The following is a 12,857-nucleotide window of genomic DNA, read 5'->3' on the forward strand; positions in this document are numbered from 1 at the left end:
CGGTCGCAACGGTCGCCTGTCACGGTGTGAAGTGCTTCGCCGTCCCGGGGTCAGAGTCGGGGCGGCGAAGCGACCGATGCCCGCGCCACCAGCGGGCAAGGCAGCAATTCCTTCATGTCCGGGCCCGGTGGCCGGCCCGGGGACTTGGTGAGAGCGAACAACCGAGCCACAGCCTGTGCCCCCATCTCGTAGTGCGGCAGCTGAACCGTGCTCAGCTGCGGGTAAACCGACTCGCAGACCAGCTCCTGGTTGTCGAACCCGATGACCGACAGGTCACCGGGGATGGACAGCCCCAGCTCGGCAGCAGCTCGGTAAGCACCAGCCGCCATCCGGTCGTTGAAGCAGAACAACGCCGTGGGGCGCTGCTCCGCCGTCAGCAGCCGCCGCGCGGCCCGGTAACCCGCCTCCACGTCACCGCCGACCGTGTTGAACGGCACCGCCGTCTCGGCAGCGACCAGCGACGGGTCGTAGGTGACGCCGACTTCCGCCAGCGCCTTGCGGTAGCCCTCCAGGCGGCCCCGCCGGGCGGGAAGGTCGACGGTCTGCACGGTCACTCCTATCCGGCGATGGCCGTAATCGGTCAGCTCGCGCACCGCCGCGTAGCCACCCTGGACCTCATCGGGTACCACCGAGGGGACGGCAGGATCGGCCGAGCCCGCGTCGAGCAGCACGGTCGGCGTGGCGTGCAGGGCGCCGGGCAGTTCCACGATGCGGTGGTACATGGCCGCGTACACCACGCCGTCCACCTGCCGCTGGAGCAGCATCTGGATGCTTGTGCGTTCCAGTTCGGCGTCCCCGCTGGTGTTGACCAGCAACAGAACCACACCCTCGGCCGCGGCGGCCTCCTGGGCTCCCAGGATCATCCGGCCCGCGTGGGGGGTGGTGGCGATCTGGTCGCTGACGAAGCCGATGGTCTGCGACCGCTGCATCCTCAGCCCGCGAGCCAGTCCGTTGGGCGCGTACCCGAGCTCATCGGCAGCCTTCCAGACGCGCTGACGCGTCTCTTCGCTGATCCGCTTGCCCTCGACCCGGTTCAGGACGTGCGAGACGGTGGCGGTCGACACACCTGCCGCCGCAGCCACGTCCTTGATCCCGATCCGGCGCATCGTTGAACCTTCTCAAATTGGTCGATAACGGTTTGCCTAATCGTTTAGCCAACCGTGTGGAGATGAGACTGCCTCCAGCCGAAGCCACTGTCAATGGCTCGTTACGAACTCGTGGCCACGGCATGTCGGGCGACTTTGCGGGTTCCGGCCGCTCACCTACCGACGAGACGGCGGCACGGACGAGCGGAACAACCTTCGCCTCGTGCACTCCGAATGCCACCGCCAGCATCACGCTGGCGACGGCAGACGGGCCACGTGACCCTGCTGACCTGCGAAGCCATCGTGGCTTGCTTCAGCCGGATGCGCTGAAAGGTGCACGTCCGGTTCTGAGGGGCGGGGTCACGGCAACGTGATCCGGCTACCCGACCACAGCTGCCTGTATCCACAGGCCGACGGCTGTAGAAGGGAGGTGTCCGCTTCCGGGTGTGAGGTGCCTGGACGCACACCGAAAGACATCTCACGGCCCTACTGATCTTGTCGTAAGCTCGGTGGGTGTAGTGGCGGTGTGGGTGGGAGGCTGTCGGGGTGGCTTATCAACCTTCGCCTTCTACGGCCAGCGCCTGCCTTCCGCCGTTGTCGCGACCTCACTTGGCGGAGGCGCGTCGTGTCCGGGCGGTCGAGTTGTTCGAGGACGGTGTCTCGAATGCGGAGATCGCGCGGGCGGTGGGGGTGTGCGCCGAGAGCGTGCGGCGATGGCGGCGGGCGTGGGAGGAAGGTGGTGCTTCGGCCCTGCGGCGGCGTGCCGCCACCGGTCGCCCGCCCAAGCTGACGACGCCCAGGTCGAGATCGTCCGGGCCGCGTTGGAGCGGGTTGCCCAGGCCCATCGTTTCGAGGCTGACCTGTGGACCCTGGAGCGAGTCGGCGCCGTCGTTGAGCGGGTGACGGGAGTGGTTCTGTCGAGGGCGTCGGTGTGGCGGTTGCTGACCGGCCGACTCGGATGGGGTCTGCAGCGGCCCGAGCGGCGGGCGGTCGAGAGGGACGAGTCGGAGATCGCCCGCTGGATCGCGCACGAGTGGCCGCGCATCCAGGGGCTTCAAGGTCATCCCGCGGCGATGGGTCGTGGAGAGGACGTTCGGCTGGCCCATGCACCACCGCCGCCTGGCCCGCGACTACGAAACCCACCCCCACCGCTCCGAAGCCATGGCCCGCCTCGCGGTGATCGACTTCATGAGCCGAAGACTGACGAGAGAGTCGACTCCGAACTGGAAGTCACGATCCGTTTCCACCAGCTCCAGCGGGCACGCTGAGCCGCGGAGAACTTAAATGCGTCGACAGCGCCCCTCGGCACCCGGCACAGTGGCCACCCGTGACGAGCAGTGAACTGTGGACCCGCGCGACCGCCGACCGCTACGACGCAGAGGAAGCCGAAGCCTCCTCGGCTACCGTTCTCGGACCGACCCTCGCCTTCCTCGCCGAGCTCGCCGGAGACGGCCGGGCGCTGGAGTTCGCGATCGGAACCGGACGGGTGGGAGTCCCGCTCCGGGAACGCGGCGTGCCGGTGTTTGGCATCGAACTGTCCGAGCACATGGCAGCGGTGCTGCGGCGCAAGGTCGACGAGGGCACCCTCCCGGTAGTCATCGGGGACATGACCACCACCGTCGTTCCCGGAGCGTTCACCCTGGTCTACCTCGTCTACAACACCATCACGAACCTGCTCACGCAGGACGAGCAGGTCGAGTGCTTCCGCAACGCCGCACGGCATCTGGAGCCCGGCGGTCGGTTCGTCATCGAGCTGGGTGTGCCGCCGCTGCGGCTTCTGCCGCCCGGCCAGGTCGCGGTGCCGTTCGACGTCTCCCAGCAGCATCTCGGCTTCGACACCTTCGACCTGGTCGAGCAGATGCTCGTCTCGCACCACTTCACCCGCGACGGCAACGACGGCCGCTACCGCCGCGAAAACTCCCGACACCGCTACGCCTGGCCGGCGGAGCTCGACCTGATGGCGCGGATCGCTGGGCTAGAGCTGGAACGTCGCGTCGCGGAATGGGACGGGTCTCCGTTCACCCAGGACTCCGCGAAACACGTCTCCGTGTGGCGCAAACCAGCCTGAGGCCGGCCACCGGGCCATCAACGTTGGCCGTGCCTGTCTTGAACTTCTATCGGGAGTTCAGGCGTCGCCAGCAGATCAGTGCGCATCCGAGGTTGAGGAAGGCTTCGTGGATGTCGTCGCGTATCTCCCAGCGGATCCGCAGGCGGCGGAACCAGTGCAGGTGGGCGAATGCTCGCTCCACGACCCAGCGGTGGGTGCCGAATCCGGAGCCGTGCTCGGTGCACCGGCGGGCGATCAGCGGCTTCACGCCGAGATCCCGGACGAGGCGGCGGTACTTGTCGTGGTCGTAGCCGCGGTCGCCCAGCACCACGTCCGGGCGGCGCCGGGGCCGGCCTCGCTTGCCCCTCACCGGCGGCGCCGCCTGAAGCAACGGAATCAGCTGGGTGACGTCGTTGCGGTTGCCACCGGTCAAGGTGGCGGCGAGCGGGATACCGGTGGCGTCGGTGATCAGGTGATGCGTGCTGCCCGTCCTGCCCCGGTCAACAGGGCTTCGTCCCGTCGTGGATCCCCCTTTCAATGCCCGTATGTGGGAGCCGTCGACGGCCGCCTGGGAGAAGTCCAGGGCGTTCACGCTGCGAAGCTTGGCCAGAAGGACCTCGTGCAGCCGGGGCCAGACTCCAGCCTCGGTCCACTCGGCCAGGCGGCGCCAGCAGGTCATGCCCGAGCCGAAGCCGAGTTCCTGCGGCAGATGCTCCCAGGCGATCCCGGTGTGCAGGACGAACAGGATGCCCTGGAACACCAGCCGGTCCGGATGCCGCCTTCGCCCAGGGTGCCGGGGCCGACGTTTCACCTTCGGCAGCAGCCGCTCGATCACCCCCCACAGCTCGTGGTCGACATCCCACGGCTTCGACCGAGCCACTCCAACCCCCGGATCGTCAGTCCCGGAGTGATCCAACCACCTTGTAGATCATTTCGTTAGGAGTTCTAACTCCTTGACCAGCTAGAGAGCTGGCCGGTCAGACGTGTGGTGCGGCGCTGATGGCGCTCCAAGAGCCCGGGAACCTGCTCTCGGAAGGTCTGCCACCTGCAGCCCAGGACCGGACAGACCAGCCGTCGTATTCCTCACCCGCACCACGACCTGTCGGCCGTCGACCGACACATCCCGCACCATCCGGCCCTGATACCCGTGGACCCTCCCCGTCACCACCCCGCACACGGGACAGGGAACGGGAACATCCCGAGTCCGAGCCGAAACCCGGACTCTCTCGTCACCGTCCGCCACATCCTCGATGACCAACGCCGACAACCCCGAAAACACCGTTCCTACAAGCGCTTTCGCATCCTGCACGCTCAATGATCACAGGCGAGCACTCAGCGTCACCACCGACTACGGAACAGACCCCCGGCGCCTGTCCGGCCTCGGCGACGGTACGGGCGGCTGGACCGTTGTCCGAAGGGTTGCTTTCGGCGGGGAACTGGGAGTGTGACCGAAGGTGTGAACCCCTGAAATTGCCGGCTGCCGGTTTGCCCAGATCAATCCAGAGGAAAGCCCTTCCCGACGTCGACAGCTCTTTCCATGCGATAGCCGAGGGAAGAGGTCTGCTTGGGTCGGGGCTGCTGGCGCTGTGAGGGGTGCATGTCGGCTGCTCTTCGCTGCCGTCCCGTGCGTCGACCGCGATGTCCTCGCCCAGCTGGAGCAGCGCCGGGCCCTGGCCGCATTCCTTTGCTGGGGCTGATCGCCGGGGTGTGGTGTCGTTGCGGGGGTGAGGTCGTACGGTCGCAGGTGGCGGTCGGCGTGGGTTCGGCCTGGATCGGGAGGCGTGCGTGGAGTCGCCGAGGGTGACGGTGAGGCCCGAGCCGGACGGCGTGCGGGTGGTCGTCTGCTCCGGTGCGTTCGACATGGACACGACGGGGAAACTGGCGGTCGCGTGTGATCGCGACGCCGCCGACGCCCGGCTCCTGGTGGTCGACGTCGCTGGCGTGACGTTCGCAGACTCGTCCTTCCTCAACCTCCTCATCCGGCTGAACAACAGCCGCTCCCTCGCCCTGGCCGGGCCGCTGCCGCACCGGTTGCAGCGGCTGCTGGAGACGACAGGCGCGCTGGCCCTGTTCACGCTGCGCGACGGCCACACACCGACAGACTGACCCGGCCCCGAAGAGCGGTCCCCCTCAGAAAGCGCCGACTGCGCAGTCGAACACGACCAGCAGCCACTCGACGCCTCGAACTCGACGCTCAGGCCGACTGCCTCAGCTGCCGCCGTGGCCAGTGCGAAGGCGTGCCGCAGCCCCGGTAGATCACCAGGAGCGGATCGGCGGCCGCGTCGAGGAACCGGCGGCGATTCCTCGAACCCCGCGCCAGCCAGGACTGCCCGGACACGGGTCGGCAGTTCTGGGATCGCCGCGGCCGCGCGCCGGTCAGGTGTGGATGCGGCTGTTGGGGCCGTCCTGGTCATCGGCGGTGTCGTCGTTGAACCAGTAGTCTCCGGCGGCGAGGTAGCGGAAGGAGTGGGTGCTGCCCTTGGGGAGTTCCACGGTGACAGCCCGGTTGCCGTCCTTGCGCGGGGTGAGGGCATGAACGCCGGGACGCCAGTCGTTGAAGTCCCCGACCACGCTCACTTCGGCCGCTGGAGTGTCGGAGGGCAGGACGAAGGTGACCTTGGCGGAGTTCTTGCACACGGCGCGTTCCAGCACGGTAGGGCTCCTGACGGGCAGGGTGAGCGGGGATACGGGACCATCCTCGACTCCGGGCGTCGGCTGGGCGCGCTGACGTCGCCGTACCAGCCGACGGGTCACCCACCCGCCGCACCGGGCACGCCCTGAGGTATCCCCGCGTGTGACAGTCCCGGGTGGGAAGACCGGATGACGGGTTGCTGTCGCGCCGGCCCCCCGCAGCGCTCTGGGTCAGACCTTTGACGACGATGCCTTCGACTCCGGGCACCCCGGTCCACGAGTCCGGCCACTCCTGGGCAACTTGATGGTCGGTGGTCATGGGGCACAGCGTCCACGGCGGCGCCAGCGCGTGCTCGGTGAAAAGTCCCTTCAGGGCGGTGCGGCGCTGCTGGTAGGGCTCGGCGAGCAGTTCCCGGCCGTCCTGCTGGAGGATGTCGGAGGTGATGAAGGGGCGGGGAAGGCGGCCGTGAGCCGAACGGCCGTGGGGTCGGCGGTGACTGCGCGGGTCCGGAGTTTGTCGAGCCCGCCGAGGCGTCCGGACCGGCATAAGGTGGAAGTGGGCTTGCTGCCGTTTCAGGGCGTGCGCATCCAATCGGGCCAGCTCCCCGAAAGCCGGGCGGGCGCGCATCAAGCCGGCCGGTCACGGCGAGGTGAGACGGCATGGAATGGGAGTTCGGCATCACCGTGCGGCGCTACGGTCCCGCCGTGCACGTAACACTGGCCGGTGAACTCGATCTGGACAGCAGATCCGCCCTCGACGACCTGCACGCGGCCTGCGGCGAGGGCATCGACGTGCTCCTGTGCGACATGTGCCACCTGACGTTCATGGACGTCACCGGCCTGCACCGGCTCATCGACCTCGCCCGTAGCGCCGACGAGCGAGGAATCACGTTCTTCGCCTACAACTGACAGCGACAGCCCCACAGGCTCCTGGACCTCATCGACAGCCTCTACCCACCCGAAGGGGCCGGAAAGCCCTGCTCTGGCCCCGCCCCCGCCTGCTGCGCCGCACACTGCAGGATGCTGCAGCATCCCACCGCGCCACCGGCGCCGAGCCGGCCCATGGGGCGCCGTCCCGGCGAAAGCTGTGATCGGCAGCGGGAGGCAAGGCAGGTGTGGCCAGGCCGGGTGTTTTCCGCGAAGCCGGCGATCCGGTCGGGCCCGGGGCGGTTGGGCGGCACGAAATGAGCCGGAGTTCCTGCAGCCTTCCTCTGCATCACCGGCGGTATCTTCAGCCCCTGGCCACGAGCGAAGTGGGGTGTGCGTGAGCAGCCTGATCGGCTTTTCGGAGGGGTGCCTTGATGCCTTCCGCCACCTGAGGGAGACGCGGGAGATCAATACCGTGATCCTCCAGTACATCGACACCCTCGAGGTCCTGGTGGCGGAGGTGGAGGGCAATCTGACCCATGACGAGCTCATTCAGGCCCTGCCCGAGGACAAGCCACGTCTGGTCATCCACGAGCTGTCCTTCGCCACCCGGGAAGGCAAGCGCAGGAACGAACAGCTGCTGGTCTTCTGGATGCCGCCCGGTGGCAGCGGACAGGAAGAGGCCTACACAGCCCTCTACACCGTCCTGAAGGGGTACCTCGCCGACGTTCACGTTCGCCTCACGGCCAGGCGGGCAGATGAGCTGGACTACCACAGGCTCGTTGCCCTGGCCGGCTGACGAGACTCCGGCCGCGCGGGCCAGGTGTTCTGGCCAGAACGAAACTCGGCAACATGGGGTTGTCCTGTCGGCACTTAAGAGGTCGCTGGTTGAGCCGCGCGTTCGCTCGGGGTAGAGCTGGTTCATGCTGCCCTCGGGTAGGTAGCGGCGAGGGAAGGGGATCCTTCCTGGACGCCCTGGCCGGCGTGGGCTCACGTGCTCAGGCGAGCCGCACTGGCGCGGCGCTCGGACCCCGGTCAGGCCCTCGTTCCTTGTGCCGCTGCCACGCCGGTCGGCCCGTCGCCCACGGCCACTGTGTCCGTTGCGCGGGCTGTCGAGGGGTGTCGATGACCGAGAGGGTGTCCGAGTCGAAGTTGCTGACGTAGACCGGGGAGCCGCCCGGGCTGACAGCGAGGCTGCTGGGGCCATCTCCCACGGCGACGGTGTCGGTGACGGCACGGCCGCGGGTGCTGATCACGGACACGTTGTCGGACCCGATGTTGGCGACGTAGACCTGGCGGCCATCCGGTCGCACCCGATTCCAGCAGGCTGGTCCCCGACTGGGATGCGGTCCGATTTTCCGCGCCGTCCTGAACGTCGCCCCACCGACACGTCGTCCGAGGTCAGGGCGGAGACGTACAGGCGACGGCCGTCGGGGGGTGAGCACCAGAGCGGTCGGTCCGCTGCCGACGGGCGCAATACGCGCCGCTCGGCTGAGGGCTACTCGTTCGCATGGGCAGCCCAGCGGACCCATGCGTCCAGAGTGTGGCGAGTATCACCGCGCTCGCGTGGCGGCTCTCCAGACGCTCGGTGTATGCGGGGAGCCGGTGCTGCGAGCCTGTTGACCATGAAAGATCTCCCGCGGCCAGCCGCGCGAGTTCGCCGACGGTGGTCTTCGAATTGCCGGAGGCAGGCGCGGAAGCCTTCGTCCGGGCCGGATCGGTGCCGCTCGTCCGAGGCCAGGTCGTCGCCGACGAGTCCCGCCCTGATGCATTCGGCCGCCGATCGGTCACGCTCCAGCCTGTCCGGCTGCGGGCACGTGCGTCTGGGGGGCCATTTGGGAAAGGAGCGGCTGCGGCCCGGGTGGGTCGCGAGCCGCGGCACCACGTGCAGCGTCCGGCATCGCAGCACCCGCGCCGTGCCCCTTCTCGGCGCACGGCCCGCCCGCGACCGGTCCGGCTACCAGGTGGTGATGATCTTTTCGTGTCCGTTGCATGCGCTGCATGAGTAGCCCACGTAGGTCCCGTTGTGTACCCAGCCGTTCACCCGGCCTGTGGGGGAAGCGGTGAAACGCCGTCCCGCGCCGCCGAACGAACCCCTACCGGCACGGCGCGACGGGGTTCGATGCCTCGTCGTGTGGGCGAGGTTGATGGCTGAAACCTGGGGCAGGCGCACTCCGGGCGGGGACTTTTGATCCTTCGATTGACCAGGAGGAGCCTTGAGTGACTTCCAGGAATCGAGCCGCCGGCAGGACAGCAGCGCGGCGGCGGTAGCGCAGACGGCGCAGGACAAGGCGAGCGAGGGCGCCGCTCTCGTCGGAGGCAAGGCCGCCGAGGTAGGCGGAACGGCGAAAGAGCAGGCGGCCAACGTCGTCGGCGAGGCCACCTCCCAGGCCCGCAATCTGGCCAGCGACCTGCGCGATCAGCTCCAGGGGCAGGCACAGGCCCAGACTCAAAGCCTGGCGGAGAACGTGCGCCGGCTCGCGCAGGAGCTGAAGGAGATGAGCGAGAGCGGCAAGCCCGACTCCACCATGGCCGGTGTAGCGCGGAAGATGGCCGACGGCGGCAACCAGGCCGCCGACCGGATCGAGCAGCGCGGGCCCGGGGGGCTGGTCAGCGACCTGCAGAACTTCGCCCGCCGCCGCCCGGGCACCTTCCTGGCGGGCGCGGCCATTGCCGGGTTCCTCATCGGGCGGGCCGAGAAGGGGGTAATCGCGGCCGCCTCCGCCGACACCGGTACGGGCGAAGGCAGCGGTCCGGCGGCTGGTGCAGGTGACCGGACTGATGGAGGCGTTCCTCCGGTCCAACCGGCTGGCATACCGGCCGGTTACGACGACCTGACCGACACCTACGGCCAGTCGCAGCCCCCGCACGTGGTCCCAACACCGTCCTCCCACCCGCCGGCCGGCGGTGCGCAGCCGTACGGCGGTTCGTCGCGGCAGGCGGAAGGGATGTGACCGTGGCCACCGCATATCAGGAACGACCGATGCGCCCCGCCCCGCCTCACCGTCAGGTTGCCGAGCCGTCGATCGGTGATCTGGTCGAGGCGATCGGCCAAGACGTATCCGGACTGGTCCGCACCGAGATCGAACTGGCGAAGGCCGAGCTCACGCAGGAGTTCGCCAAAGCCGGCAAAGCGGGCGGGATGCTCGGCGGCGCCGGCTACGCCGGCCACATGGTGATGCTGTTCGGCAGCCTCACGGCTGTCTTCGCGATGGCCAACGTGATCAACATTGCGTGGGCCGCGCTGATCGTCACCGCCCTGTGGGCCGCCGTCGGCGCGGCGCTCTACGTGAGCGGACGTGCAGGCTGGCGCAACGTCCACCTCAAGCCCGAACAGACCGTGGAGTCGCTGAAGGAGGATGCGCGATGGGCCCGACACCCGACGAGCTGAGGATCGACGCGGAGTACCGGCGTGAGCATCTGGCGCGTAACGTCGACGCCCTCGCGGACAGGATGAGCCCCCGCAGGATGGCGCAGCGCAAGGCCGCTTCGGTGCGCCACCGGGTCAGCGGAGTGAGGGAGCGTGTGATGGGCACGGCACAGAGCACGGCGCACGGGGCCTCCGAAGGCCTGAGCCAGGCCGCCGGCACCATCACGGAGACCGCGAAGGACGTCAGCGGGACGGTGAGCGAGACCCTCCAGCAGGCGCCTTCGCAGGTGAAGCGGCAGACCCAGGGAAGCCCGCTGGGCGCGGGGCTGATCGCCTTCGGCGCCGGCATGCTCACTGCCGCGCTCCTGCCGACCACCGAGGCCGAGGAACGTGCCGGACGGCAAATGAGGGAGCACTCCGAAGAACTGCTGGAACCGGTCAAGCAGACGGTCGTCGAAGCAGCCCAGGAGGTGAAGGAGGAGATGAGGGAGCCCGCGGCACAGGCCGTGGAGGCGGTGAAGAGCACCGCCCAGGAGGCAGCGGAGACCACCAAGGACCACGCCCAGAGCGCCGGCCAGGAGACAGCGCAGGGCCTGCGCCAGGTGGGCCAGGACGCTGCCGAAGAAGTGCGCCCCACCCCCGGCACCTCCGGTTCTGCTTGAGCCCCACCCTATAGATGGGGACTTCTGAGAACGGTGCGGGCTCGCGGCATTCCCGCGGGCCCGCGCTCGCGCGTCGGTTGAACGGGTGCCCCGAAGACGTCAGTCCGCTCAGCCGAGGCAAAACAAGGGGAGGGGCCCGCCGGCCGAGCGGACGTCCCCCAATGGGTTCTTCCCCGACCGGTGTCAGCGGTCGCGCATGTCGCCGTCTGTGTCGGCTTCGACCTTCTCCTTGCGGACCTCGCCGGTGACCGCTTCCTCGACGGTCTGCTCCTTGGTGGTCAGGCGGACGCGTTCCAATCTCGCCTACCTTCCTACTGTGTGGGCAACGCGCTTGTGTGGGCAGCGCGCTCAGGCCGCCCGGCCTCCGGTCGGTGCATGGGAGTGGGTGTGGGTGGAAAGCCGCCATGTATGACAGGTACGCCGAAACCAGAGGACGGCGAGGACCGCGAGCCCGCTGCGGGCGGGACTGGCAGCGTGGGTCCCGATGAGCGGGTTGAGGAGCGGGCGCCGGATCGGCTTTCGCAGATGCCGAAGCGGTCGTGGACGGCGGTGCTGCGCGGCACGCTGAAGGAATTCAAGGACGACGAGCTGGCCGACCGGGCCGCTGCCTTGACGTACTACGGCGTGCTGGCGCTCTTTCCGGCCCTCCTGGTGATGGTGTCGCTGCTGGGCATCGCCGGCGAGTCGGCGACGAAGCAGGTGCTGGACAATGTGCACAAGCTGACACCCGGCTCCGCGCGTGACGTGATCAGCAACGCGGTGCAGCAGCTCCAGGGCACCAGCAGTGTCGGCTCGATCCTGGCCCTCGTCGGCCTGGCGGTTGCGATCTGGTCCGCCTCGGGCTACGTGGCCGCCTTCATCCGTACCTCGAACGCCGTCTACGACATGCCCGAGGGCCGGCCGGCCTGGAAGGTACTACCGCTACGGCTGGCGCTGACGATCACGCTGATGATCCTCGCGGTGGTCAGTGCCCTGATCGTGGTGTTCACCGGCGGGCTGGCCCGGCAGGCGGGCGCCGCCCTTGGCGTCGGTGACACGGCGCTGGCCGTGTGGTCGATCGCGAAGTGGCCGGTCCTGGTCCTGCTGGTGACGATCATGATCGCGATCCTCTACTGGGCTGCCCCCAACGCCAAGGGCCGCGGATTCAAGTGGATCACACCCGGGAGTCTCCTGGCGCTGGTGATCTGGATGATCGCCTCGGCCGGCTTCGCCTTCTACGTCGCGAACTTCGGCTCGTACAACAAGACGTACGGCACTCTCGCGGGCGTCATCATCTTCTTGATCTGGTTGTGGATCACGAACCTGGCGATCCTCCTGGGCCTGGAGTTCGACGCCGAAATGGTCCGACAGCGCGCCATCGCTGGCGGACACCCTGAAGACGAGGAGCCCTACGTCGAGCCCCGGGACACTCGGAAGTGGAGTGATGAAGACCGCCGCCGCATGGAGTGAGCCCCGTGTGGCGCGGCCGCGGGCGGGCAAGCGGCGAAGCATGGAAATCCTGACGTCCCTGCGCAGCGGTGATCATCGGCTCACCAAACGGATGGCCGCGTGGGACTCCGTCTTGGCCCGCCAGTTGCTGCCGCCGCTGGAAGAAGCGGCCGAGCACACGAAACTGTGGTGGGCGGCCGCCGTGATCATGGCGACGGGCGGGGGCGGGCAGGGCCGCAAAGCCGCGGCAGCCGGGGTCACGGCCATGGCCGTGGCGGAGCTCCTGTCCAACGGGGTCGCGAAACAGCTCGTCGAGCGTCGCCGACCGCCCAAGGAGTGGGTCCCACACGACAAGGTCGAGGACCGGCCCGACAGCTCCTCCTTCCCCTCCGGCCACACCGCCGCCGCCGTCGCCTTCACCGCGGCCATCGCGCCCTCCTGCCCCTGGGCCGGCGCGGCGTGCGCCGTACCGATGGCGCTGGTGGCGATCGAGCGGGTCCACAGCGGCGCGCACTACCCCTCCGACGTCGCCGCCGGCGCCGCTATCGGCCTGGCCGCAGCCGCCCTGGTCCGGGCGACACCTCGCCTCGTTGTCCGCCACATGGGCTGACCACAAGCCGCTGCGGGGGACCAGAAGGTTGCGGGGTAAGCGTGCTTTGACAGAAACGCTTCGGCGTGGGCGGCGGCCTGGTCGGCATCCTCGCCACGCAGGTCTTGGTCGGCGCCGTCGCAGCCCTCGCCCTGCTCCTGCCGTCTGGGCGTCCGCC

Annotated in this window: 14 protein-coding genes and 4 pseudogenes; 13 read left to right on the top strand and 5 right to left on the bottom strand. The window is 68.8% G+C overall.

Features of this window, described 5'->3' with window-relative positions; all coding sequences use genetic code 11:
• Positions 1 to 50 precede the first annotated feature (50 nt).
• Positions 51 to 1,106 (bottom strand): LacI family DNA-binding transcriptional regulator, encoded by a 1,056-nt coding sequence (locus HYE82_RS02070; RefSeq protein ID WP_179172154.1) that lies wholly within the window; start codon positions 1,104 to 1,106, stop codon positions 51 to 53.
• Between the two features lie 169 nt (positions 1,107 to 1,275).
• Between HYE82_RS02070 and HYE82_RS02075 the strand changes: the two are divergent.
• The 5 genes and pseudogenes from HYE82_RS02075 to HYE82_RS02090 all read left to right on the top strand — a co-directional run.
• Positions 1,276 to 1,365, top strand: a pseudogene (locus tag HYE82_RS02075) (HNH endonuclease); the annotation flags it as partial.
• Positions 1,366 to 1,631: 266 nt separating this feature from the next.
• A complete protein-coding gene (locus HYE82_RS39430) occupies positions 1,632 to 1,988 on the top strand; it encodes a helix-turn-helix domain-containing protein (protein ID WP_369009799.1) in 357 nt (118 codons plus the stop codon).
• Between the two features lie 5 nt (positions 1,989 to 1,993).
• Positions 1,994 to 2,053 (top strand): annotated as a pseudogene (locus tag HYE82_RS39435) (hypothetical protein); the annotation flags it as partial.
• 79 nt (positions 2,054 to 2,132) lie between these two features.
• A pseudogene (locus tag HYE82_RS02085) lies at positions 2,133 to 2,369 on the top strand (hypothetical protein); the annotation flags it as partial.
• A gap of 43 nt (positions 2,370 to 2,412) precedes the next feature.
• Positions 2,413 to 3,153 (top strand): class I SAM-dependent methyltransferase, encoded by a 741-nt coding sequence (locus HYE82_RS02090; RefSeq protein WP_179172156.1) that lies wholly within the window; start codon positions 2,413 to 2,415, stop codon positions 3,151 to 3,153.
• 46 nt (positions 3,154 to 3,199) lie between these two features.
• Here HYE82_RS02090 and HYE82_RS02095 read toward each other — a convergent pair whose 3' ends face one another.
• Positions 3,200 to 4,012, bottom strand: a complete 813-nt coding sequence (locus HYE82_RS02095) for an IS5 family transposase (protein ID WP_179172157.1) — start codon at positions 4,010 to 4,012, stop codon at positions 3,200 to 3,202.
• Between the two features lie 80 nt (positions 4,013 to 4,092).
• A pseudogene (locus HYE82_RS02100) lies at positions 4,093 to 4,411 on the bottom strand (transposase family protein); the annotation flags it as partial.
• A gap of 506 nt (positions 4,412 to 4,917) precedes the next feature.
• Here HYE82_RS02100 and HYE82_RS02105 point away from each other — a divergent pair.
• A complete protein-coding gene (locus HYE82_RS02105) occupies positions 4,918 to 5,238 on the top strand; it encodes an STAS domain-containing protein (protein ID WP_179172158.1) in 321 nt (106 codons plus the stop codon).
• A 270-nt stretch (positions 5,239 to 5,508) separates the two neighbouring features.
• On the opposite strand, the gene HYE82_RS02110 is transcribed toward HYE82_RS02105, so the two are convergent.
• Positions 5,509 to 5,784, bottom strand: coding sequence for an isoamylase early set domain-containing protein (locus HYE82_RS02110; RefSeq protein ID WP_179172159.1), 276 nt, complete (start codon positions 5,782 to 5,784; stop codon positions 5,509 to 5,511).
• 639 nt (positions 5,785 to 6,423) lie between these two features.
• On the opposite strand from HYE82_RS02110, the gene HYE82_RS02115 reads away from it, so the two are divergent.
• The gene (locus HYE82_RS02115) at positions 6,424 to 6,672 is read left to right on the top strand and encodes an STAS domain-containing protein (RefSeq protein ID WP_179172160.1); all 249 of its coding nucleotides are present in this window, start codon (positions 6,424 to 6,426) and stop codon (positions 6,670 to 6,672) included.
• A 355-nt stretch (positions 6,673 to 7,027) separates the two neighbouring features.
• Entirely contained in the window at positions 7,028 to 7,429 is a 402-nt protein-coding gene (locus tag HYE82_RS02120) for a cofilin family protein (protein WP_179172161.1), read from the top strand.
• 199 nt (positions 7,430 to 7,628) lie between these two features.
• Here the strand turns inward: HYE82_RS02120 and HYE82_RS39440 are convergent, their stop codons facing one another.
• A complete protein-coding gene (locus HYE82_RS39440) occupies positions 7,629 to 8,162 on the bottom strand; it encodes a YncE family protein (RefSeq protein ID WP_369009800.1) in 534 nt (177 codons plus the stop codon).
• A gap of 684 nt (positions 8,163 to 8,846) precedes the next feature.
• Here HYE82_RS39440 and HYE82_RS02130 point away from each other — a divergent pair.
• From HYE82_RS02130 to HYE82_RS02150, 5 genes are all read left to right on the top strand, one after another.
• Positions 8,847 to 9,584 carry a hypothetical protein gene (locus tag HYE82_RS02130; RefSeq protein WP_179172163.1) on the top strand — a complete coding sequence of 246 codons (738 nt, stop codon included), beginning with the start codon at positions 8,847 to 8,849 and terminating at the stop codon, positions 9,582 to 9,584.
• A gap of 2 nt (positions 9,585 to 9,586) precedes the next feature.
• Positions 9,587 to 10,021 (top strand): phage holin family protein, encoded by a 435-nt coding sequence (locus HYE82_RS02135; protein ID WP_309144167.1) that lies wholly within the window; start codon positions 9,587 to 9,589, stop codon positions 10,019 to 10,021.
• Positions 9,997 to 10,662, top strand: coding sequence for a DUF3618 domain-containing protein (locus HYE82_RS02140; RefSeq protein ID WP_179172164.1), 666 nt, complete (start codon positions 9,997 to 9,999; stop codon positions 10,660 to 10,662). The genes HYE82_RS02135 and HYE82_RS02140 overlap by 25 nt, the downstream gene beginning before the upstream one ends.
• Positions 10,663 to 11,070: 408 nt before the next feature.
• Positions 11,071 to 12,111: a YihY/virulence factor BrkB family protein gene (locus HYE82_RS02145; RefSeq protein ID WP_179172165.1), complete on the top strand. Its 1,041-nt coding sequence runs from the start codon at positions 11,071 to 11,073 to the stop codon at positions 12,109 to 12,111.
• A 40-nt stretch (positions 12,112 to 12,151) separates the two neighbouring features.
• Complete coding sequence (locus tag HYE82_RS02150; protein WP_256986842.1) at positions 12,152 to 12,700, top strand: phosphatase PAP2 family protein; 549 nt, start codon at positions 12,152 to 12,154, stop codon at positions 12,698 to 12,700.
• The last annotated feature ends 157 nt before the right edge of the window (positions 12,701 to 12,857 follow it).

Origin of the sequence: Streptomyces sp. BR123, assembly GCF_013401435.1 — a bacterium.
GTDB lineage: Bacteria > Actinomycetota > Actinomycetes > Streptomycetales > Streptomycetaceae > Streptomyces.